The following is a 22,661-nucleotide window of genomic DNA, read 5'->3' as shown; positions in this document are numbered from 1 at the left end:
TGAAAATATGACCAGATTCGTTCATCTGGTCATATTTGAGGCTAGACCCGCGCCGAGCAGGAGGTCAACCTGCTTTTTCGGGCTACCTGACCGTGATGGTCACGGCGTGCTGGGACGGCGCCTGGAGGGACGTACCCGGGTACTCGGCGATCCAGCGACCGGAGATGCTCGTGCCGACCTTCGTGGTGTAGGTGCCGCCCGAGCCCGTCTTCACGGTCTTCTTGTAGACCGGGCCGCGCGTGCCCGCGGGGTCGAAGTACAGCTTCACCGGGGTGTTGGGCGACAGCCGGTTCTCGACCTTCGTGTCACCGACCAGCTGAACCTTCCGCACCGCACCGCTCAGAGTGATGGTCTTCGGCCCCGTGAACGTCTTGGCCGACGCCGAGACGCTCGTGCTGCTGGCGCGCTTGACCGTCATGGTGGTGATGGTGCGGTCAACCAACACGAAGCGTGTCGAGCAGCCGGCGCGCCCGAACAGCGGAACCGCCGTGCAGACGGCGACGTGCTGTTCGTTGATCCCGACGTCATACACCCCGGCGGGCATCCACGGGCTGATCCGCACCTCGGCGTGATCCGACTGGGACTCCGGGGCGACCGAGCCGTCGGGCAGGACGGCCGCCGGCCAGTGAAGCTGCGGGCTGAACCCCGCACCGTTCGGGTACTTGCCCTCGCCGCGCCTGCTCTCGATCGACATGTGACTCGAGCTGCGCGTCCCGCCGAAACCGACGAATGCCAGGTCGAACCGTGCGGTCACGGAATGGAGGCCGATGACGACGTCGGGAGCGATGATCCGCACACCGCCCGAGTAGGTACCGACCGCCTTGACCGCCGAGCCGGAACGGACAGGTCGGTTGATGGCGCGGGTCTCCTGTGTGGCGTCCACCGGCGTCGACTCCACGTACCGGTCGGACTTCGGGACCACGGCCCGCCAGGTGCCGTCCGACGGCGCGACCAGCGTCTTCTCGAAGTAACCCCGAGCGTCGGGCGTCGCCGAACCGCGATACACCCGCGGCGCCGTGCCCTTCGGGTCGAACCAGATCTGGACCGGCTCACCGACCAATGGCGTCCACCCGGATGATCCGCGCAGCGCGATGCCCGAGACCACAACCTTCTTGCCTGCGGGAACGTTCGGCGGGGTCGTCTGGAAGTCACTGAGCCTGGCACTCGTGCGCACGAAGAACTCGACAATGTCCGTGCCCGCGACGCGGACCTCCACCGACCCGGCTTCGGTCTCCACATCGACGATCGCGTCGAACGAGACCAGGTACCGACCGAGATCCAGACCGATCGGAAGGTCGAAGTCAACGGCGTTCCACACCGTGCCACTTCCGTATTCGAACGCGGTCTCCCGAGCGTAGATCTGCTCGCTCCGCGGATCCATCACCCGGATCCTCGCACTGGTCAGACTCACGGAGGTCCCGTTGTGCCCGAGCCGGACGGACATGCTCTGACCGCCGTCGGGCACATAGATCTGCGCTGTGACCTGGACGTCTCCGTTCGAGCCGGTGATCGTTCGGACATTGGCGCTGGCAGATGCGGTACCGACCACCAGCCCCGCGCCCGTCAGGACCAACGCCGACAGGACACCTACTACTCGTCGCACCGACGCGCGCATGAACAGCCTCTCCACCTACCAAGGAATGTGCTCGGGATCCTGCCAGGCCCTTCGGCCTCCAAGACTCGATTCCGGGCCGGGGCCCGGGTGAATTCGCGACGCCGCTACTTCACCGTGATCGTCACGGCCCGCTCGGACGGCGCCTGGAGGTCCGTGCCCGGGTACTTCGCGATCCACTGGCCGGACCGGGTTGTGCGGTACGTCGTCGTGTAGACGCCCTTCGAGTTGGTCCGCACTGTCTTCTTGTACTGCGGCCCCGTGGCGCCGGCCGGGTCGAAGTACAGCTTGACCGGCGTGTTCGGCGACAGCCGGATCGCGGCCTTCGTGTTGCTCACGAGCTGCACCTTGCGCACCGCGCCGCGGAGCGTGATCGTCTTCGACCCGGTGAACGACGTCGCCGAGGCCGCGATGGTCGTACTGCTCGCCCGGCGGACGCGCACGGTGGTGACCACGTCCCCAGGCATCGAGACACGCGCCTCCCGGGCGTCCCAGCGATCCGTGTAGACGGCCATCTCGCCCGTGAACCTGACGTCGTACAGACCGGCCGGATGCACGGCGGACAGCCGGTAGGCGCGCGTCGCGCTGTAGTTCGTCCGCCACGGGAACTCGCCGCTGCTGTAGTAGACGTCGCCCGCACCGAACCGCCCTTCCGCACGGCGGTTGGTCATGAAGGGACCGGAGAACTTGAGGTTCCCGGGGTATCCCGCAGTCAGGAGCCCCGCGTCGACGTAGACCGTCTGCGGCTCGATCCGGGTCACGACGTCCTGCACGATCACCCGCGCCTTCGCGGTGTGCCCGTTCTTCGTACCGGACACCACGACCGACCGGACGGGCTGGGTGACCTTGCGGCTCGTGAATGTCGCGGTGCCCGGACCTAGGAGCGTGTCCTCGTCCTCGCCCGGCCGGACGATGTCGTAGGTGCCGGAGGTGCTGGGCCGCACGGTCTTGGCGAACCAGCCGTCGGCGTCGGTCGTCACGGTCGCGACGGCCTCGCGAGGCGCCGTCCCGACCGGATCGAAATAGATCGTCACGGGTTCCCCGGCTGCGGGCGAGTATGGACCGTGTCCGACGAAGCCGTGGACCTGGACCGGCGAGCCCGCCGGCGCCACGTTCGGGGCGAGGGCGATGTCGTTGTAGGTGTAGGTGGACAGGCCCACCTCGTCCTCGCCGGTCGGTGCCCCGACCGCCGCCGGCCCGCCCAGCAGGCTCCCGACGAGCGCCAGGCCGAGCACCTGACCGAACGACTTCCGGGCACGGACGACCATGGATACCTCGCAGGTGGGGGGTGGCCCGGCAACCGGGAACAGGCCTGATCCTGTCAGGCGCTGCGACAAAAGGTACGAGTCGGCTGAGAATCCCCGGGGTGAACTTTTGGGCACGCGGACAGCACAAAGGTCCGCCCCCACCAGGCAGTCAGGCATGGATCCGCGTGAGAACCCATGCCTGACCGCCTGGCGGAGGCGGACCTCCAGCCGGTCGCCGACGCCCGGTAGCCGCCGACGGCGGCGAGCTAGCCGACCGTCACTGTCACGGTCGCCTGCGACTTCGCCAGCAGGCTCGTGCCCGCGTACTTGGCGATCCACCGGCCGGACGAGGCGGCGTTGACCGACGTCGAGAAGGTGCCGTCAGAGCCGGTGGTGAGCTCCTTCTTGAGGACCGCGGGTGACGATCCCGTGGGGTCGAAGTACAGCTTGACCGGCGTGCTCGGCGCCGGCCGGATCGCAGCGCCGCCGCCGCTGACCAGCTGCACCCGCTTCACGTCGCCGCTGATCGTGATGTTCCGCGGCGAGGGCACCGACGTCTGCGAGGCCGCGACCGTCGTGGTGGTCGCCCGCTTGACCACGATGGTCGTCACCGTGGGGTCCTCGACGAGCACGTTGTGCGTGCAGTTGCTGGTGCCGCCCTCGAGCCCGTCCCAGTCCGGCGCCGAGCACGCCTTCATCGCGTCCCGGATGCCGATGTCGTAGATGCCGGCCGGCAGCGTGGGATTGAAGGTGAACGTCACGTGGCTCGTGCCGATCCCGGAGTGCGTGAGCTCGCGCTGCACCCGGTACCCGTCGGGGAAGCTGCCCTCGCCGCGCCGGCTCTCCGCGCTGACCCAGCCGGACGTGCCGCCCACGGTGAAGTCAAGGCTGCCGACGTCGACCCGCCGCTGTACGGGGGCGAGGCCCAGCACGACGTCGTGCGTCATGAGGTGGTCGCCCGCGGTGAAGCCGCCCTCCGTGGCGCTGACCGTCCCCTGCCGCAGCGTGGTGTCGCGGGCCCGCTCGGCGGAGGTCAGGGTCCACACCGCCTTCGCGCCGGTGTCGGTCATCGGCATCTCCGCCCGCCACTTCCCGGACGCGCCCGGCTGCTGCCGGGTCGTGAAGTAGCCGCGGTCGTCGGTCGTCAGGGTGTCGATGAAGACCTCCGGTGCGTCGCCCGTGGGGTCGAAGTACACCTTGACCTCCTGGCCGGTCGCCGGCTCGTAGTCGCCGGTCCCGAGGCTCCGGATGTTCGCCGCTCCGGAGAAGGAGACGGTCGAGCCCGCGGGCGCGCTCGCCGGCGAGGTCCAGATCAGGGGGATGTTCCGCTTCGCACGGAAGGGCACCAGCACCGGGTCCGCGGTGCGGATCGGCACCTTGACCACGCCGTCCGTGGTGGTCACGTCGATCTCCGCGGACACGGACACCTCGTAGACACCGGGCTCGGCGTCGGCCGGAAGGGTGACCTTCGAGGTCCAGGTGTTGGCCGTGCCCGACGCCACGAACTGCGCGCCGGTCAGGCTGCGGCCCTCCGGGTCCACCATCGTCATGCGCCCGGACCGCATGGCCGCGGAGGACCCGTTGTGCGTGATGGACATGGTGCCGGTGATGGACCCGACCACGTCCCCGCCGGGCGGCAGGGAGATCTTGGCGGAGACGACGACGTCGTCCACCTTGTTGGTCACGCGATCCGCCGTGACGCCCGGCGGCGGTGCGGTGCTCACCTCCGCCGCAAGGCTCGGAGTCGTGGCGACGCCGGACATCAGCAGTGCGGCCCCGAGCGCCATGCCCAGCGACGCCCGCATCCTCGATCTGTTCAAAGCAACCCCCCTCGTCAGAGGGACGCGGACGCGTCCCGCCCAGCCGCATGTTCTCCCGGCGCCCAGGGGCAGGCCACGGGAGGCGGTGATGCGAGCGGGTGAATTTCCCTCGCCGCGGACGCTAAATCGGACGTTGAGTGAGAATGGGGATTATGCAGACCGACGGGCGGCAGGAAACGCAGAACGAACGCGCGGACCGGAACTGGAACGAGCTCCTCCAGGAGCTGCGCGTCATGCAGACCGGCGTGCAGATCCTCACCGGTTTTCTGCTGACCCTGCCCTTCCAGTCGCGGTTCGCCGACCTCGACCGGTACCAGGTCGTCGTCTACCTGGCCCTCGTCGTGGCAGCAGTGGTCGCGACCGCTCTCATCGTGGCGCCCGTCAGCGTGCACCGGGCGCTGTTCCGCAAGCAGATGAAGCGCAACATCGTCACCCTGGCCGACCGGATCACCCGCGCCGCCCTCGGGGCCCTCGCCCTGGTGATCACGGGCGCCTCGCTGCTCGTGTTCGACGTCGTGGTCGGGCGGACGGCGGGGATCATCGCAGGCGCCGGTGCGCTCGTGGTGATGGCGGTCCTGTGGGTGCTGCTCCCCGAGGTGCTGCGCCGACGGGGCTGAGCCGGCGCAGCCGCCCGACCAACTTCCCGCCGACGTCAGAGCGTCTTGTGCCAGGCCGCGATCCGGTCCACCGCACGCGACACCGTGTCGAGCGACGACGCGAACGACAACCGCACCCACTCCCCGCCGTGCACACCGTCGAAGTCGGTGCCGGGTGTGATCGCCACGTCGGCCTCGGCGAGCAGCCGGGCGCAGTACGTGACGGAGTCCAGCCCGAACGAGGCGATGTTCCCGTAGAGGTAGAACGCGCCGTCGGCCGGGGCGACCGGGCGCCAGCCGAGCTCGCCGAGCCGCTCCAGGAGCAGCCTGCGGGACGCCGCGTACCGCGCCACGTTCTGCGCCGCCGCCTCGTACCCCTCGGGGGTGAACGCGGCGATGCCCGCGTGCTGCGCGAGCGCGGGCGGCGAGAGCGCCACGTTGCTGGCGAGGGCGTCGACGGGCGCGACCAGCTCGTCCGGCAGCACGAGCCAGCCGAGGCGCCAGCCCGTCATCGCCCAGTACTTGGAGAACGAGTTCACGACGACGGCGCCCTGGTCGACGAACGTGGTCGCCGTCGCCTGCGCCACCTCGTCCGAGTAGGCGATGCCGTGGTAGATCTCGTCGCTGATCAGGCGCACGTCGTGGTCGGCGCACCACCCGGCGATCGCGGCCAGCTCGGCCGGCGTGATCATCGTGCCGGTCGGGTTGGCGGGCGAGGCGACCATGACGCCGTCGAGCCCGCCGCCGTAGTAGGCCTCGTTGAGCTGCGACACCGTGGGCTGGTAACGCGTCTCGGGGCCACAGTCGAGCTCCACGACCTCGCAGCCGAGCGCCGACAGGATGTTCTTGTAGGCGGGGTAGCCCGGACGGGCGAGCGCCACCCGGTCGCCGACGTCGAACGACGCGAGGAACGCGAGCACGAACCCGCCGCTCGACCCCGTGGTGACGGCAATCCGCGCGGGATCGACCTCGACGTCGTACCAGCGCCGGTAGTGGCCCGCGATCTCGGCGCGCAGCGCCGGGACGCCCATCGCCTCGGTGTAGCCGAGGTTCCCGTCGCGGAGCAGCGCGATGGCGCGCTCCCGCACCACGTCGGACGCGCCGGTCGACGGCTCCCCCGCACAGAGGTTGAGCACGTCCGCCCCGGTGGCCCGGCGCGCGTTCGCGGCGGCGAGCACCTCCATGACGGCGAACGGGGGCACGTGGGACCGGCGAGAGACCTTCATGCGGCCATCATGGCCCACCGAGGTGCCCGACGGCGGCGCGAGCCGGCGAGGTTCACCAGCGCACCCGGGCGAACGTCAACGACGCGACGCCGTTGTCGTCGAGGGTGGTCCAGGCGATGTGGTCGCCGTCGACCCCGACCGCGGCCTGCTCGCGAGACAGCCGGATGACGCCCGGCGCGCCGTCCCGGTCCACCATCGCGTAGGCCGAGCCGTCCTCCGTCGACCAGGCAACGGTCCCGGCGGACACGTCCAGGGCGGTGACGGGCGAGGTGCCGCGTACCTGGTAGGCCGTCTGTGCGAAGAGGTCCATCAGGTACAGCCGGTCGCCGGCAGAGAAGGCGAGCCACCCGACGTCGTACCCGAGCGCGGACACCGGCTCGCCCCCGAGGTCCTCGTCCCGGATCGAGAGGAGCCGGAACGAGTCCATGTCGTCCGGACCGGAGATCAGCGCGAACTCCGTCGTCGAACCGGGGCCGGCCCCGACACCCGGCTCGCCGGAACGCTCTCGGTACGCGACCAGCAGAGCGTCCGGCGTCGACCCCAGGGCGCAGACCTGCTTCCGGACACTCGTTGTGACCGGCGCGGACCCGTCGAGCGCGGCCGTGTGCAGGGTCTGGGTGCAGCTGGTCCGCGCGACGTTCGGCGCCGTGGTCCACCCGAGCAGCGTGTCCGCGAGCGCCGCCGTGCCGGCCTCCGCGTCCTCCAGCGCTGACGAGTCGCTGACGGTCGTCACGCCCCCGTCCTCGCCCAGGACCCGCAGGGTCCACGGCAACGTCCCAGCGATCTGGGTGTTCGGCGTCTCGAACCAGGCGGCCCGGTCGCCCTGCCGGACCAGACCCAGGGCCTGCGGCCAGCGTCCGTCGACCTGCTCGGTCTCGGCCACCGCGAGGCCGTCGTGCCCTCCCTCACCGTCCGGGGCCTGTGCCTCCAGAGTGGACGGTCCCGAGATGAGGTCGCCGTCGAGGGCCCCAGCGACCTCGGACCAGCCGAGCACGCTCTCACCCTCACCGAGGGTCGCGGCCTGCACACCGACCCTGCTCCCCAGCGACCACCGGTGGTCGACGATGACGTCGACGCACCGCTCGACGTCATGTGCGTCAGCGGTGTCGATCATCCCGACGACGTTGAGCTCGCCCCAGCCGTCGGACCTGGTCTCGACCGGGGTCGTGGGGGCATCGTCGTCGGGCCGGGTGCACGCCGCGGTGTCCGCGTGATCCGAGGGCAGGGCGGAGATGCCCCGGCCGTCGAGCCCGAGCACCTCGCGCAGCCACTCGCTGCCCGGGAGCGCGACCGGCCCCAGGCCGGGAACCCGGACCGGCCCGGCCAGCAGCAGGCCGACGACCAGCACGAACACCCCCGCGACGGTCACCACGGCCTGGACCGCCCGCCGACGTCGGGCTGCCGCCCGGGCCTGGAGCAGCACCCGGTCGCCGTCCGCCCGGAACTCCGGGACGGCCTCGATCGCCGAGGTGCTGAGCAGGGAACGCAGCCGCGCGAGACCGCGCGCGTTGGCGGACTTGACCGAACCGAGCGAGATGCCGAGCTCCTCGGCGACCTGCGCCTCGGACAGGTCGAGCAGGTGCCGCAGCACCACGACGCGTCGCTGCCCGAGGGGCAGTGCCCGCAGGGCCCTGCCGAGCTCGTCCCGGACGGCGACGTCGTGCGCGTGGTCAGGGGCGGGCGAGAGCGGTATGACACCGTCGTCCGTCGTCGCGGTGCGCCGGTCCTTGCGCCAGCCGTCGATCCGGAGGTTCATCAGGATGCGCCGCGCGTAGGCCCGTGGCTCCCCCGCCCGGGCCTTGGCCCACGCCCGGTACGTCCGCTCGAACGTGGCCTGGACCAGCTCCTCCGCCTGGTCGACGTCACCGGACAGGAGGTAGGCCGTCCGGTAGAGGTACGCGCCCGCCGACGTCACGAAGTCCACGAACTCCGCGTCGAGGTCGGGGGCGACCAGCACCCTGGCGCGTCCCGGATCGACGACGGGCTGATCGGTGGTCTCCGCTCTCATACCGCCCACCACGGCCGAACCGGCACAGAGGTTGCCTCGTCCTCGGAAACGACCATGCGGCGCATCCGGTCATCATGCCCTTTCGGGCCGCTTGTGAAAGTTGTAACATGCTTGCCATGGCGCCGGGATCGCGCGAGGACGCAGACAACGACCCCCTCCGCCGAGCCGCGCAGTACCGCGTGGACCGGGAGGCAGCCGCCGAGCGCGCGGAGCAGCCCGGCTCCCCCGACGACGCGGAGCCCGGCGAGGACGACGCCAACGAGGGCAAGCGGCCCGGCAGCATGACCGTCGAGGAGCGCTCGCGCTACGTCGACGTGGTGATCGACCAGGCGATGCGCCGCGGCGAGTTCGACAACCTGCCCCTGCACGGCAAGCCGATCCCGGGCATCGGTGGCAAGCACGACCCCGACTGGTGGGTCAAGGGCCTGATCGAGCGCGAGAACATCACCGGCCTGCTGCCCTCGGCCCAGCTCCGCAAGGACGACGCCGAGCTGGACTCCCGGCTCGACCTCGAAGCCATGGAGGAGCGCGTCCGCGAGATCGTCACGGAGTTCAACGCGCGCGTCGTGGACGCCCGGCGTCAGCTCCAGGGCGGCCCGCCCGTCGTCACGCCCACCCGCGACGTGGACGAGCAGGTGCGCAGGTGGCGGGAGCGCCGGGCGGCGCGGCGGGCCGCGGCGTCGGCGCCCTCTCCCGACCCGGCGCGCACGCGGCGGACGCCGGACGACCGGCCGTGGTGGAAGTTCTGGTGACGGCGGGTCAGAACCCGTAGGCCGTCACGATGACGACGGCGGTCATCAGCCAGTAGGGCACCGACCCGAGCGCGAACCCCAGACCCGCCGCGATGGCCATCCGGCCCCGGTGCGCACCGAACCGGCTGGACACTGCTCCCACTGCCATCGTGAGACAGCCCACGATCGTCACACCCTCGGCGGCGCCCTGCGAGATCAGCATCCCGAGGATGAGCGCGACCACCCCGACGACGGCCTCGTTGCGCGCGAGGTACGGTCCGCCTCGGCGGGCCCGCGGGTGAGTCTCCTGGTGCGTTGTCATGGCGCATCGCCCCTCGTGCCCAGCATCGGTGAGGGCACCTCTTTTCCAGGATGGCACCATGGCCCGTTCTTTGCCAGGCGCCGACGGGCTCAGGCGCGGGGCGCCGCGGCGTCGGCCGGGGCGAGCACGTAACCGCGGAACCATCGGGCCGTCTCACGCCAGACCTGCTCGCGTGCCGGCGCCGCCGAGAGGGTCGCGTCGTGCAGGCCGCCCTCGATGCGTACCAGGGTGGTGAGGGAGCCGACGTCGGGTACGCGGCGGGCGATCCCGACCACGTCCAGCACCGAGTCGGTGTGCCGCATCTCCTCGGTCCACCGCGTCGGGATGCTGCTGCGGGCGCTGAGCAGCACAAGGACCGGCACGTCGATGCCGAGGCCCCGCGCGACCTGGTCCTGCCCGCGGAAGATCGCGGCCAGCCAGGCGGGGGTGGCGCGCCACCCGGCGTCGGGCCGCCAGGCGACGTCGTAGTCCCACTCGCCGTCGAACCGCGAGGAGATCGAGCGGGCGTAGAGGCCGCGGTCCAGGTTGACGAGCTGGCTGCGGGGCACCAGCACGGACTGCACCCGGATGCCCGGCTCCATGAGCTTGCGCCCCGCCTCGCGGGTCTGGAACTCCAGCCACGGCCCGTTCAGCACGAGCCCCGCGACGCGTTCCTGGTGGCGCGCCGTCCACAGGCTGAGGATGAGCCCACCCGTGGAGTGGCCCATGAGCACGAGCTTGCGGTCGGGGCGGTCGTCGGGGCCGTGCCCCATGGCGGCGAGCGCCGCCTCGATCTCCTCGTCGTAGGTGGTGAGGCTGCGGACGTACCCCGGCGTCTGGCCCTCGCGCAGGCTGCGCCCGTAACGCCGCAGGTCGAGCGCGTGGAAGCGCACGCCGAGCGACTCCCAGAAGTCCGCGAGGTGGGTCTGGAAGAAGTAGTCGAGCCAGCCGTGCACATAGAGCACGTCGACGCCGGCGTCGGGTGGTGCGGCGGGTGTCGCGGCCGGTTCCCCGTCCGTGTGCTGCCGTCCGGCGACCGGCAGGCGCAGTCGCCGGCCGATCTCCGACAGCTCGTCCCAGAGGCGCGCGACCTGCGGGTTGTCCGCGCCGATCCGCCGGATCCCCCGGTGGTGATCGGTGTCGGCCGGCCGGGCGCGGCGCACCAGCGTCGCCACCACCTCGGGCTCGTCCTCGTCGGGCTCCAGCGGCAGGGTCAGGCGTTCGAAGCCCGGCAGCACGTCGGGCTCCCAGACCGGCTCCGGCGCCGGCCCGTCGTCCACACCGGGGGAGAGGCTCGTCATCTGACCGACGGTAACCGGAGGTGCGCCCACTCCGCCGGGTAGTCGTCGAGCCAGACCTCGAACGAGCGCGCCGCACGGCCTGCCAGATGCCCGACGTCGGGGCTCACGTTCGCGAGCACTCCCGCCTCGATCGCCTGGCACCGGGTGATCCAGTCCTCCACCTCGGTGGCGGTCGACCGGTAGAACTGGGCCCGCGCCTGCTCCACGGTCTGGGGCACGTACCGGATGGTGCGGCCGACGGCCGCCGACAGCGTCGCCGCGATCTCGTCGAAGGTCAGCGCCTCGGGGCCCGTCAGGTGGTAGGCCCGGCCCGCGTGCCGGCCCGGGTCCTCGTCGAGCAGGACCGCGGTGGCGACGTCGGCCACGTCGTCGTGCGACACCGTGGCGACCCGGCCGTGGCCGGCCGGCGCGCGCAGCAGCGCCTGCTGCCCGGAGCCGGACGACTCGTCGTGCACGGCGAAGGTGGGGGTGCGGTGGAACATGCTGGTGCGCAGCATCGTCCACGTGAGGTCGGTACCCCGCAGGTACTCCTCGGTGAGCCAGTCGTCGCGGGCGCCGGACGCGATCGCGTCCGGCGCGGCACCGATCGACGAGACGTAGACCACGTGCCGCACGCCCGCGAGCACCGCGGCGTCGATCGCCGCGCGGTGCCGGGCGAGCCGTCCGGGACGCTCCCGGCCCGGTACGAGGAACACGGCGTCCGCCTCGGCGAACCCGCTGGTCAGCGCCCTGGTGTCCGCTTCCGTCGGGATCGCGACGACCTCCGACTCGGGCAGCGGGGTGCCGTCGGGCAACCGGGGGGCGGCGCCCCGGCCGGCGACCAGCAGGCGCTGGTGTCCGCCCGCCGCGGCGACACGGAAGGCGAGTCTGGAACCCAGCCGGCCGTCGGCCCCGGTGAGGACGATCAGCCGGTCCGGCGACGCGGGCGTCATTCCCACACCGTAGACGGCGGACCGGCGACGAGCCGGTCGGGACGGGGTGAAATGTCGATCAGGCGCCCGAGGGCACGCCCAGCTCCGCCCGGACGAAGTCGACGACGCCGTCCGCCGCCGCCTCGATCTCGGCGAGGCACTCCTCGAAGTCCTCGGGACCCCCGTACCAGGGGTCGGCGATGTCGAGCTGCTGCTCGGACGCGCCCTGCGCTGCGGGATCGAACGACCGGTACATCCGGATCGTCGTGTCGGCCTGCGCACGGCCCGCGAGGTTCCGCAGGGCCCGCGCGTGACGTGCGGTCATGGCCAGGACCAGATCCCGCGAGCCGACGTCGTCCCTGGTCACCTGCCGGGCCCGGTGACCGTCGCCGGTGGGGTAGCCGTGCTCGGCGAGGACGGCGCGAGCGCGCCGGTCCACCGGGTTGCCGTGCTCCTCGTCGCTCACGCCGGTCGAGTCGACGACCACGGCGTCGCCCAGGCCGGCGGCCTCGAAGCGGTCGCGCAGCACGATCTCGGCCATCGGGGACCTGCAGATGTTGCCGGTGCAGACGGTCATCACGCGGTAGGCAGTCACGCGCCCATTCTCCCTTGCGGCTCTCCCGGACTTCTCCGGGCGCGGGAAAGCCCGCGGGGCGACATGTGTCAGCCGTGCTGGACGAGGGCACGGCACCCGCGGGCTCCGGTGGTCGCGAGGAAATCGCCACCAATGTCCCGTTGCGCCTGAGCGTCCGGAAGGCCCCGTGCTGAGCCGTCCGACCGCCGTCGGCGCGAAACGCTTACAGCGTCACGCGACTAGCGCGCGACCACCTCATGGGTCCGATGTGAAATCACTTCTCGGATCACCTCCCTTCTCATGTGCCCATGAACCTACGCCGCCTCATTGCGTATGCACAGGTTTTTTCCTCGCGGCGAAATTCGTAGCCCCGGGCATTCTGCCGAGCGACGACTTTCGGGGGACCGGCCCGTCTGCCCTGCATGACCATCACCACCGTCGACGCGTTCACGACGTCGGCCGACGGCACGCGGATCGCGTTCGACCTCACCGGCCCGGCCCGCGGCCTGGCGCCGGCGGTCGTCGTGATCGACGGCGTCCTCGCCCACCGGATGCCCGTCACGCTCGCCGTGGCGGCGGAGCTGGGCGACCGCGTGACCACGCTGCGCTACGACCGGCGCGGACGCGGCGGGAGCGACGACACCCCGCCGTACAGCGTGGACCGGGAGGTCGACGACATCGCCGCGTTGTTGCAGGTCACAGGCCCGGCCATGCTGCTGGGCATCTCCACGGGCGCGTTCCTGGCGCTGCGCGCGGCCGCCGACCTGGGCTCCGTGGTCACCGGGGTGCTCTGCTACGAGCCGGGCTACGACGTGGCCGGCGGCGAGCCGCCCACCGATCCCCGGATGATCGCGGGGGTGGAGGCGTGCGTGGCGGCGGGGGACCCGGGCAGCGCCGTCGAGCTGTTCCTCGACGTGGTGGGCATGCCGTGCCGGCTGGTGCCGCGGATGCGGGCGTCGGCGTCGTGGGCGGACCTCGAGTCGATGGCGCCGACCATCGCCTACGACGGTCGCGTCCTCGCGGCCGTCGCCCTGGGGCCACGTGCCCTGATGTGTCGCTGGGACCTGATCACCCAGCCGGTGCTCGTGGTCCACGGCGCCGCGAGCGCCGCCGCCGTCGCGGCGGCGGCGGGCTCGCTGGTGGCCGTGCTTCCGGCGGCACGCCGCGTGACCGTTCCCGGTCACGGGGCGGACGTGCCGCCGGAAGCGATGGCGGAGGCCGTCGTGGGCCTCCTCGGTGCCGTCAGTCCGTGAGCGAGGCGCGCGAGCCGACGACGGGGGACGAGCCGATCAGGGCGTCGAGCTGCGACGAGCCGGCAAGCGTGCGAGCCGACCCGGTGCGCGCCGTGTCCAGGCTGTCGTACTTCACGTACTGGTGGTACACCTGGCCGTCCGACCGGTCGGTGACGCGCCAGCGGCCGCCCACCCAGACGGACCGCGGGGCCTCGGTGTAGGCACGGAAGAAGCCGCACCCGTCACCGTCGAGCGGGACGCCCCAGGAGATGTGGTCGGGCTGCTCCTGGCCGGCGCCGGGGTAGGTCACGCCGTTGCTGCCGACGAACTGCACGGAGATGTCGCTGCTGGGGTAGTAGCCCGGCGCGGCGCAGACGCCGACCTCGGCCGTCAGGTAACCGGCGTACTCGTAGGACTCGCTGACCGCGGCGTTGTAGTTCCACAGGCTGAACCACTGGTAGGCCGCGAACGGCGACGACAGCGAGGAGCGGACCCACAGGTAGGTCCGGTTGCTGGTGTCCTTGCCGGCCATGTTCGACACGACCACGCGGAACTGGTTGAGCTCGTGCGCGGGCGCCGCGGTGAACCGGTACGTGGAGCTGTTCGACCCGATGTTGGTCCAGGTGCCGCTCGCCGGGGTCCAGCGCTGCCACTGGTATCTGAGGCCGCCACCCGTGGCCGAGACCTTGAGCGTGACGGTCTTGCCCACCGTCGTGTCCACGTAGCGCGTCGGCTGCGTCGTGACGTTCGGCGTGCTGATACCGACGGGCCACTTCACCTTGGCCGTCGCCGAGCTGAGGCGCGACGCCGGCAGGTAGGCGTACTTGCGACCGGTGATCTGCACCGAGATCAGCTTGCCGTGCTCCTTGGTGGTGAGCCGGTAGGTGCGGCTGGTCGCGCCCGCGATCGGCGTGCCGTTGGCGCGCCACTGGTAGGTGACCACCGACGGGGTGGGCGACCAGGTGCCGCGGTTCGCGGTGAGGGTCTGGCCCACGCGGGCGGTGCCGCTGATCGTCGGTGCGGACGTCCGGGAGAACGGCTTGGAGACAACCGCGGCGGCCGACGTCAGGCTCTTCGTCGTGTAGCCCGCCTTGGAGCCGGTCACCGTGACGGTGAGCTTGTCACCGTGGAGGCGGCTGGGGATCGTGTAGGTGCGGCTGGTCGCGCCCGAGATCGGGTTCCCGTTCGCCTTCCACCGGTAGGTCAGCGTGGCCGTCGGCGAGAAGTGGCCGGTGGTCGCGCCCACGAGGCCGCCGACCTTGACCGTGCCGTTGATCTTCGGCGTCGTGGTGACGAAGCTGGCCTTCGCCACGGTCGAGAACGCGCTGTAGGCGGTCTTCGGGGCGTAGCCGGCCTTGGTGCCGGTCACGACGAGGCGCAGGGTCTTGCCCGCGTGCGCGGCCTGCGGGGTGAACGTCGTCGTGGTGGCGACCGTGGTGCCGCTGATCTTCCACTGGTAGGCGAGGGAGGTGCCCTCGGGCCAGGTGCCGGGCCGGGCGGTGAGCTTCGAGGCGACCTTGACCGTGCCGGAGACGGTCGGGGTGCCGGGGGCGAGGTCGCCGAGGGACACGACGCCGGAGGCCGCCGCGACGGGGCCGCTCGTCAGGCCACCGGCGGTCGCCGCGACGGTGCCGATCACGTACTGGTCGAGGTAGGCGGGCAGGACGTCGAGCGTCGGGTCGCCGGCACCCTCGACGAGGGTGTCCGCGGCGTCGAGGACCGCGTCGGCGCTGAGGTACCACGCGTAGGCGACGGACTCGGGCTCGGGCGTCCAGGTGCCGCCGGTCTCGTCGAGGGCCAGCGTGGAGCCGACCACCGCCGCGCCGTTCACCGCGAGGGTTCCGGTGAAGACGGGCGCGTCGGCCTCCGCGGCGGACGCCGGCACTGCGGCGAACGGTCCGGCGACCAAGGCGAGCGTGGCGAGCGATGCGCCGGCGCGCCAGCGCCGGGCCGTTCTCGGGGTGGGGGCGGCGAACGCGGGGTGGGCGTCGCCGAAGAGCTTCTGCTTCATGGGGGGGTCCTTCGCGATCCGTGACAGGACGGGGCACCGGGGACCGCCGTCGGCCCCGGGCGTCGCGAACGTAACGTGCCGCGAATGCTGCCGGAAGCAACATTGTGCGGGAATCGGCTTAAAACCGTCGAAGTTCACCCCTGGATTCACCCGCCGCACATTCTTTGGCCCAGCAGGGGCCGTCGGGACGTGTGTCCCGACGGGCCCTGACGGTCTCAGAACGGGGCTCGCAGAACGGCCGGCCTCAGAACGGGCGGCGCGCCGTGACCAGGATCCGCGGCGCCTCGTCCACGAGCACGTTGCCCGTCGCGAAGTGCATGTGCAGCCCGCGCAGCGCCGCCTCGTGGCGGGCTACGGCGGCCGGGGTGAGGTCGGCCAGGTCGGGCACCTGCCAGGCCGCGACCCGCAGGTACCAGAGCACGGAGGAGAGGTCCTTGAACGTGCGCGTCCCCGCGTACTCGGTGGCCTCGACGATCTCGAGGCCGGAGGCGACGAGGCCGTCGGAGATCACGTCGATCGTCACGCCGTCCGGGTCCCAGCCCAGCGGCACCCGCAGCACCTGGTTCAGGACGAAGCCGTCGCGGGTGTCCACCTGCTCGGTGAGGAACGTGCCGCCCGGCTCCAGCACACGGCCCACCTCGTCGGGGTCGATGCTGCTGAACCGGCTGAGCACCGCGCTGAACTGACCGTCGAAGAAGGGCAGCAGCACGTCACCCGTCCACGACGGCTCCACGCGGCGCACGTCGATGCCGAGCGGCTCCAGGCGCCGTCGGGCAGCGAGGAAGGCCGGACCGAGCTCCGTGGCGGCCGAACCCTTGGGAAGCGGGCCGAGGCCCGCGAAGAAGTCGCCGTCACCGGTGCCGATGTCGAGCACGGCACCCCGGGACTTGAGCACGATCTCGCGGGCCAGCGTGGGGTAGTCCCACTCCGGCGCGTCGATCGTGAGACGGTCGTCGACAAGTGCGTTGTCGAGACCACCCGTGAACAGCGCCGCGGGTGTAGCAGGAGTCGCAGGGGCGTTTCGCGCCCATTCGACGTGGTCCTCGAACGGCGCGTCCGGCGCCGGAGCAGGGGCGATCGAGACGTCAAGCATGTGGGAGATTGTGACGCAAACGGGGAGTAAGGGCTAACACTGGTGCAAACACGACCGGAGGCGTCGCCGTGATGGTGAATCCCATACCCGCGTCGCACATTTCACCGGCCGATGCGCAGTTGTCGCTGCGGGTGGTCGGCCTGATGTCCGGCACGTCCCATGACGGGGTCGACGCCGCGGCGTGCGACCTCCGGCTCGCCGGCGACACGCTGACGCTCACGCCCCTCGGGCACCTCTCCGTGCCGTACCCGGAGGCGCTGCGGTCGTCGCTCGTGGCGACACTCCCGCCGGCCGCCACCACTGCGGAGGCGGTGTGCCGGCTCGACACCGGGATCGGACAGACCTTCGCCGACGTCGCGGCCCGTGCCGTGGCCGAGCTCTGCGGAGGGCGAGCCGACCTGGTCGTCTCCCACGGCCAGACGCTCTTCCACTGGGCTCCCGCTGGTGAAGCCGTACGGGGCACCCTGCAGATCGGCGAGCCCGCGTGGATCGCCGAGGCGACCGGTCTCCCCGTCGTCTCGGGCCTGCGCACGCGCGACGTCGCCGCGGGCGGGCAGGGCGCCCCGCTGGTCGGCCTGTTCGACGCGCTGTGGCTCGCCGGCCGCCCCGGCGCCGTCGCGCTCAACCTGGGCGGCATCGCGAACGTGACCGTGCTGCCGTCGGCAGGCGATGCGACCGCGGGCGCGCCCGCGGTCGCGGCGGTCGCCTTTGACACCGGCCCGGCCTGCGCGCTGCTCGACGCCGCGACCCGCCACATCACGGCCGGACGCCTCGCCTACGACGCCGACGGCGCGCTGGCTGCCCGCGGCCGCGTGCTCCCCGGTCTGCTGGAGCGGCTGCTCGATGAGCCGTACTACGCCCGGCCGGCGCCCAAGTCGACGGGCAAGGAGCTGTTCCACCTCTCCTACCTGCTGGATCGGCTGGGCCCGACCGAGCCGACGGCGGAGGACCTGCTCGCCACGCTGGTGGCGCTCACCGCCCGCACCGTGGCGAACGCCGTGCGACACACTGCCACCGAGGTCGTCGCCTCGGGCGGCGGCACCCGCAACCCGACGCTCATGGCGGCGCTCCGGTCCGAGCTGCCCGGGGTCGCCGTCCGGACCTCGGACGAGCTGGGCGTGCCGAGCCAGGCCAAGGAGGCGCTGGCGTTCGCGGTGCTGGGCTGGCACACGTGGCACGGCCTGCCCGGCGTGCTGCCGGGGGCGACCGGGGCAAGGCATCCGAGCGTGCTGGGGTCGGTGACGCCAGGAGCGGACGGGCAGTACCCCCCGGGGCGGAGTGCGGGCGTGGGACGGCCGAGGCAGCTGGAGATCTTGCCGCCAGGCTGAGGCGCCGTGACTCGCAGGCCTGATCCGAAGCGGCGCCGACGGGTGAAAGCGGAGCAGGGCGCCCGATTTTGACTGAAAAGCCGCCCTGCAACCGATAAAGTCACGCGACTTGTCGTCCCGCGTGTGGACCACGCGCGGCTACTGATGGAGCGCTCGATGTCGACCTCGGTAACACGGCGGTTCCTTCCCTCGGCCCGGCGGACTTGCGCGTCGCTGCTGGCCTCAGGTCTCGTACTCGGGCTCGGTATGACGTCCGCTGGTGTGTCACCTGCCCAGGCAGCACAGTCTCGGTCGGGCGTCCCGACAGCGATTGCTGGAACGAACGGCGACTCCCTCGATCCCGCGTTCGTGCAGGAAGGGACGCCGAGCCAGCACGGCGGCCAGGTTGTGGTGTGGGGCAATCGAGAATGGGCCTACGACCCGGTGGTCAGTCCAACCGCGCCGGCCGCGATTCCGGACGGCGCCCATGCAACAGCCATCTCGTCCGACGGGTCAGAGCTCCTAATCCTTCGCAACGACGGACGGGCGTACGACCCTTCGCACGCAGACTCGCTGATGACAGCGCCTGATGGCATGAGGTATGTGGCCGTCACTGCAATGTCGTTCAACTCGGGACGGCTGCTCCGCTCCGACGGCGCTGTCGTGTCACAAGGCGGGCAATACGTCGCCGAGCCACGTGACGGGATCACGTACACCGCAATCTCCGGCCGGTACGTGCTGCGGTCCGACGGCGCGCTGGAGGTTCCGGAGAGTGACGCCTTCTGCCCAGATGGTCTGATCCCCGAGCCGGGTCTGCGCTACACGGCCATATCAGCAAGCGAGTATCCGCACGGATGGGCGGCGCTCCGGAGCGACGGCGCCTATGTCTACTGCGACGGGCAGAGCACCGGCAGCGGACACCTGGTCCGTCCGCCGTCCGGAGCGCGTTTCACCGGTATCGATATGGGCCAGAGCAAGGTCCTGGCCGCGACCGACGACGGACGGGTCATCTCATCAGACGGCTCACAGGCGGCGGCCGCCCCGTCGGGCCGAACGATCATCTCGCTCGCGGCCATGCAAGACGACCAAGGCGCGGCAGCACTCGACGACGGAACGATCGTGAGCTGGGGCATGAGCGCAGAGGATGCCGAGCTGCCCGCAGTACCCGCAGACCGTGCCGTGTTCTCGGCTGTCGGCGGAGACGACGGATATGGCATCCATTGGGCGATCATGACCGGAGACGCGATCCCGGTCGAGGTCACGGTCGCGAACGACGTTCCCGTGAACCGCGCGTTGCGTGTGACGGACACGGTCAGATTCCGCACCACGGCCACGCTCGCAGATGGCACACCTGTAGACGGCAAGGTGGCCCTGGACGTTCGGGCGCCCGACGGCCGGAAGAACGAGACCCGCAAGAGTGGTGCGTACGGCGGTGTCGGAGAAGCGGTGTTCCACCTGCCCGACCACGAACAGGTCGGTACCTACGACATTGACGTGACGTTCTACGGCTCCCCGTATGCGACCACGACCATCAGCACCACCCTCGACTTCGCCGAGCCCAGCCCGGTCGTCATCACGCCGTCCGGCCCGACGAACTGGCCGGAGACCTCGCAGGAAGACGAGACGCTGTGTCTTAACCTGGCCACAGCCGACGGTTCCCCTCGCTGGTGGCCGCACGACGAAATCTTGATCACTGTGGAAGGTCACCCGGGGTGGGGCGACTCCAGCGGTAACACCGATCAGATCTGCCTGGACAGGCTCCAGCTTCGCCAGGGCTCCTACACCGTGCACATCCGGTACGAGGGTTGGGGCACCGCGGACTCGACGTCACTCACGACGGACATCGTGGTCCTGGCACCTCGAACGACACGCATCGAGAGCGACCTACCAACCTCATGGCGCTACGGCCAGATGCCGGACTTCGTCTCGTTCGACGTGCTGTCCGACTCGCTCGCCCCGGTGGGCACAGCGGTCCTGGAGCTCGATGACGGAAGGCGCTTCGGCACCGGTGCGCAACTCGACTCGGCAGGCCACGGCCGGCTCGCCATCGGGCATGAGGACGATCTGGTTCCTGGCACCTACTCCTTGGCCGTGCTGTATCGGGGCGGATACGGCTTCGCTCCCGCCCGTCTGGAGCGGACGGTCACCGTCGAGCCTGGCGTCTTCGGCGCAGCAGCGCCGAGGGTCACGGGAACGGCGAAGGTCGGCGCGAAGCTGTCGGCGTCCACCGGCATCTGGTCGCCGACACCCACGAGCTTCCGCTACGCGTGGAAGGTCGATGGCGTCGCCGTCACCGGCGCGACGTCGAGCACGTTCACCGTCCCCGCCTCGGCGGCGGGCAAGAAGGTCACCGTCACGGTCACCGGCCTCAAGCAGTACTACGAGTCGTCGGCGACCAGCGCCCCCACCGCCGCCGTCGCCCCCGGGACGCTCACCGCCCCGAAGCCCACGATCAAGGGCACGGCGAAGGTCGGCAAGACCCTGACCGTGAGCCGTGGGACGTGGTCGCCCACGCCGTCGTCGGTCAAGTACGTCTGGAAGGCGAACGGAACGACCATCTCCACGCGGACGTCGAGCACGTTCGTGGTGCCGGCGTCGGCGAAGGGGAAGCGGCTGACCGTCACGGTGATCGGTTCGCGTACGGGCTACACGACGAGATCGGTCGCGAGCTCCGCGACGTCAACGGTCGCCGCGGGAACCTTCACGGCGCCGCGGCCCATCATCACGGGGACCAAGCGGGTCGGGTCGATGCTCACGGTGAGCCGCGGGACGTGGTCGGCCGCGCCGTCGTCGGTGAAGTACGTGTGGAAGGCGAACGGAACGACCATCTCGACCCGGACGAGCAACCGGTTCGTGATTCCGGCGCAGGCCCGGGGCAAACAGCTGACGGTGACGGTGACCGGTTCACGGACCGGGTACACGGCCAAGTCGGTGACGAGCACCCGGACGGTGACGATCCGCTGACACGCGCGGCGGCCCGCACCAGCCGGGGTGGCGGCGTCCCACGACGTCGCCACCCCGGCTTTTGCGCGCATGACCCCAGAAATATCGGGGGAGAAGTACCCATCTCGGGCACGCGGCCGGGGTCCGAAGCCGGGCAAGACGAAGGCCCCGACTCATCTGAGTCGGGGCCTTGCGTACAACGTGCGCGAGGGGGGAGTTGAACCCCCACGCCCTTTCGGGCACACGGACCTGAACCGTGCGCGTCTGCCTATTCCGCCACTCGCGCGCTGCGAGGAAGACGCTAGCACGACTCGGAGGGCAGTTCCGAATCCAATAACAGTGAAGTGGTTCACGTCCCGCCGCAGGTCTAGTAGCGTGCGGATCCGCCCACGTCTCTCCTCGCCGCGCCACCTGAGGGAAGATCGGAGAAGATCCGCAGGACATCCACAGTATTGGAGTCTGCGGGGACCTACCGGTCTATACGATCTAGGTAGTCTGCCCGGCGCAGACCCTGGAAGGAGGTGGCATGGGCGCCCTGGACCGCTTCGAGAAGAGCGTGGAGCGCATGATGAACAACGCGTTCGCCAAGGTGGGACGTGGCGAAGTGAAGCCCGTCGAGCTGGCGAGCAGGCTGCGGCGTGAACTGGACGACCGTGCCGCGGTCGTGGGACGCGACCGTACCGTCGCACCGAACGAGTTCACGATCGAGCTTGCTCCCGACGACTTCGCCCAGATCGAGGCGTGGGGTGCACAGACCCTCGCCGACGAGCTCGCGTCCAACATCACGGCGTACGCCGCGACGCAGCACTACGCGTTCGTGGGCCCCGTGAGCGTGACGTTCGACGAGCAGTACGAGCTGGTGCCCGGCCGCTTCACGGTGCGGTCGCGCAGCGTGCAGGGAAGCGTCGCCCCGGCGACCTCCGGCGCGCCGACGGGACGGCACCCGCTCATCGACATCGATGGTCAGCGCTACCTGCTCACCGGACCGGTGACCGTCATCGGGCGCGACGCCGAGGCGGACATCGTGGTGGACGACCCGGGTGTCTCCCGGCGTCACCTCGAGATCCGCGTGACGCCGGACGGCGTCGTGGCGACCGACATGGGCTCCACCAACGGCCTGTACGTCGAGGGCCACCAGGTTCCTGCCGCGACCCTGCTCGATGGCAACACGATGACCATCGGCCGTACCCGCATCATGTTCTGGACCGGCAGTGCGTCCGGTGCGGACAACGAGGACTGGTGAATAAACCGAAATGAGTGAGCTGACGTTCACCCTGCTCCGGCTGGGCTATCTCGTGCTGCTGTGGGTGTTCGTGCTCTCCGCCGTCGCAGTGCTCCGGCGCGACCTCGCGGGGCCACGCACGTCCAGCGGCCGGCGGCGCCGGCCCGAGCTGGCGGGGCCGGCCCCGACGCCGACCCCCGGCGGCGGTGCGCCGCGCGCGCCCCAGCGCGGTGGCCCGTCGCGGCTCGTCGTGGTGGCCGGCCCGCTCACCGGGACGACCATTCCCCTCACCTCGTCCGGGGTGCTGATCGGCCGCGCGCCGAGCTGCACCCTCGTGCTCGACGACGACTACTCGTCGTCGCGCCACGCACGGATCTTCCCCCAGGGCGGCCAGTGGTTCGTGGAGGACCTCGGTTCCACGAACGGCACCTACATCGGCGAGGAGCGGGTCCAGGGCGTGCTCCCGCTCGGCCTCGGTGTGGGCGTGCAGATCGGACAGTCCGTCGTCGAGCTCCAGGGATGACCA

General features: G+C 71.0%; 18 protein-coding genes and 1 tRNA gene. 7 read left to right on the top strand and 12 right to left on the bottom strand.

Features of this window, described 5'->3' with window-relative positions:
* Nucleotides 1-82: 82 nt before the first annotated feature.
* From ACZ7LE_RS00750 to ACZ7LE_RS00740, 3 genes are all read right to left on the bottom strand, one after another.
* The gene (locus ACZ7LE_RS00750) at nucleotides 83-1,630 is read right to left on the bottom strand and encodes a hypothetical protein (protein ID WP_470401500.1); all 1,548 of its coding nucleotides are present in this window, start codon (nucleotides 1,628-1,630) and stop codon (nucleotides 83-85) included.
* An 89-nt stretch (nucleotides 1,631-1,719) separates the two neighbouring features.
* Nucleotides 1,720-2,880, bottom strand: a complete 1,161-nt coding sequence (locus ACZ7LE_RS00745; protein ID WP_470401499.1) for a hypothetical protein — start codon at nucleotides 2,878-2,880, stop codon at nucleotides 1,720-1,722.
* A 245-nt stretch (nucleotides 2,881-3,125) separates the two neighbouring features.
* The gene (locus tag ACZ7LE_RS00740) at nucleotides 3,126-4,679 is read right to left on the bottom strand and encodes a hypothetical protein (RefSeq protein ID WP_470401498.1); all 1,554 of its coding nucleotides are present in this window, start codon (nucleotides 4,677-4,679) and stop codon (nucleotides 3,126-3,128) included.
* A gap of 152 nt (nucleotides 4,680-4,831) precedes the next feature.
* Between ACZ7LE_RS00740 and ACZ7LE_RS00735 the strand changes: the two genes are divergently transcribed.
* Nucleotides 4,832-5,296, top strand: a complete 465-nt coding sequence (locus ACZ7LE_RS00735) for a DUF6328 family protein (protein ID WP_470401497.1) — start codon at nucleotides 4,832-4,834, stop codon at nucleotides 5,294-5,296.
* Nucleotides 5,297-5,331: 35 nt separating this feature from the next.
* On the opposite strand, the gene ACZ7LE_RS00730 is transcribed toward ACZ7LE_RS00735, so the two are convergent.
* Both ACZ7LE_RS00730 and ACZ7LE_RS00725 read right to left on the bottom strand, forming a co-directional pair.
* Nucleotides 5,332-6,501, bottom strand: a complete 1,170-nt coding sequence (locus ACZ7LE_RS00730; RefSeq protein WP_470401496.1) for an aminotransferase class I/II-fold pyridoxal phosphate-dependent enzyme — start codon at nucleotides 6,499-6,501, stop codon at nucleotides 5,332-5,334.
* Nucleotides 6,502-6,553: 52 nt separating this feature from the next.
* Nucleotides 6,554-8,509, bottom strand: a complete 1,956-nt coding sequence (locus tag ACZ7LE_RS00725; protein WP_470401495.1) for a SigE family RNA polymerase sigma factor — start codon at nucleotides 8,507-8,509, stop codon at nucleotides 6,554-6,556.
* Nucleotides 8,510-8,625: 116 nt separating this feature from the next.
* Here ACZ7LE_RS00725 and ACZ7LE_RS00720 point away from each other — a divergent pair, with 116 nt between their 5' ends.
* Complete coding sequence (locus tag ACZ7LE_RS00720; protein ID WP_470401494.1) at nucleotides 8,626-9,261, top strand: DnaJ family domain-containing protein; 636 nt, start codon at nucleotides 8,626-8,628, stop codon at nucleotides 9,259-9,261.
* A 7-nt stretch (nucleotides 9,262-9,268) separates the two neighbouring features.
* On the opposite strand, the gene ACZ7LE_RS00715 is transcribed toward ACZ7LE_RS00720, so the two are convergent.
* From ACZ7LE_RS00715 to ACZ7LE_RS00700, 4 genes are all read right to left on the bottom strand, one after another.
* Complete coding sequence (locus ACZ7LE_RS00715; protein WP_470401493.1) at nucleotides 9,269-9,562, bottom strand: hypothetical protein; 294 nt, start codon at nucleotides 9,560-9,562, stop codon at nucleotides 9,269-9,271.
* 89 nt (nucleotides 9,563-9,651) lie between these two features.
* Nucleotides 9,652-10,842, bottom strand: coding sequence for an alpha/beta hydrolase (locus ACZ7LE_RS00710; RefSeq protein WP_470401492.1), 1,191 nt, complete (start codon nucleotides 10,840-10,842; stop codon nucleotides 9,652-9,654).
* Entirely contained in the window at nucleotides 10,839-11,774 is a 936-nt protein-coding gene (locus tag ACZ7LE_RS00705) for an NAD(P)H-binding protein (RefSeq protein ID WP_470401491.1), read from the bottom strand. Before ACZ7LE_RS00705 ends, ACZ7LE_RS00710 begins: the two co-directional genes overlap by 4 nt.
* Nucleotides 11,775-11,832: 58 nt before the next feature.
* Complete coding sequence (locus ACZ7LE_RS00700) at nucleotides 11,833-12,330, bottom strand: low molecular weight protein-tyrosine-phosphatase (RefSeq protein ID WP_470403260.1); 498 nt, start codon at nucleotides 12,328-12,330, stop codon at nucleotides 11,833-11,835.
* A gap of 419 nt (nucleotides 12,331-12,749) precedes the next feature.
* On the opposite strand from ACZ7LE_RS00700, the gene ACZ7LE_RS00695 reads away from it, so the two are divergent.
* A complete protein-coding gene (locus ACZ7LE_RS00695) occupies nucleotides 12,750-13,580 on the top strand; it encodes an alpha/beta fold hydrolase (protein WP_470401490.1) in 831 nt (276 codons plus the stop codon).
* Here ACZ7LE_RS00695 and ACZ7LE_RS00690 read toward each other — a convergent pair.
* Nucleotides 13,570-15,570, bottom strand: coding sequence for a hypothetical protein (locus ACZ7LE_RS00690; protein ID WP_470401489.1), 2,001 nt, complete (start codon nucleotides 15,568-15,570; stop codon nucleotides 13,570-13,572). The two genes, ACZ7LE_RS00695 and ACZ7LE_RS00690, sit on opposite strands and share 11 nt — an antisense overlap.
* Nucleotides 15,571-15,814: 244 nt before the next feature.
* Entirely contained in the window at nucleotides 15,815-16,663 is an 849-nt protein-coding gene (locus ACZ7LE_RS00685; RefSeq protein ID WP_470401488.1) for a class I SAM-dependent methyltransferase, read from the bottom strand.
* Nucleotides 16,664-16,734: 71 nt separating this feature from the next.
* Here ACZ7LE_RS00685 and ACZ7LE_RS00680 point away from each other — a divergent pair, with 71 nt between their 5' ends.
* Nucleotides 16,735-17,991, top strand: coding sequence for an anhydro-N-acetylmuramic acid kinase (locus ACZ7LE_RS00680; RefSeq protein WP_470401487.1), 1,257 nt, complete (start codon nucleotides 16,735-16,737; stop codon nucleotides 17,989-17,991).
* Nucleotides 17,992-18,588: 597 nt separating this feature from the next.
* Nucleotides 18,589-20,934, top strand: a complete 2,346-nt coding sequence (locus ACZ7LE_RS00675) for a hypothetical protein (protein WP_470401486.1) — start codon at nucleotides 18,589-18,591, stop codon at nucleotides 20,932-20,934.
* Between the two features lie 181 nt (nucleotides 20,935-21,115).
* Here the strand turns inward: ACZ7LE_RS00675 and ACZ7LE_RS00670 are convergent.
* Nucleotides 21,116-21,199 (bottom strand) — tRNA-Leu (locus ACZ7LE_RS00670).
* Between the two features lie 240 nt (nucleotides 21,200-21,439).
* Between ACZ7LE_RS00670 and ACZ7LE_RS00665 the strand changes: the two genes are divergently transcribed.
* Together ACZ7LE_RS00665 and ACZ7LE_RS00660 are read left to right on the top strand one after the other, a co-directional pair.
* A complete protein-coding gene (locus ACZ7LE_RS00665) occupies nucleotides 21,440-22,156 on the top strand; it encodes an FhaA domain-containing protein (protein WP_020017306.1) in 717 nt (238 codons plus the stop codon).
* Nucleotides 22,157-22,166: 10 nt separating this feature from the next.
* Entirely contained in the window at nucleotides 22,167-22,658 is a 492-nt protein-coding gene (locus ACZ7LE_RS00660; RefSeq protein ID WP_470401485.1) for an FHA domain-containing protein FhaB/FipA, read from the top strand.
* Nucleotides 22,659-22,661 lie beyond the last annotated feature (3 nt).

Source organism: Promicromonospora sp. NPDC110617, from assembly GCF_055598465.1.
The sequence above is the reverse complement of the archived record's forward strand: the minus strand, read 5'-3'. Positions and strand labels throughout refer to the sequence as shown.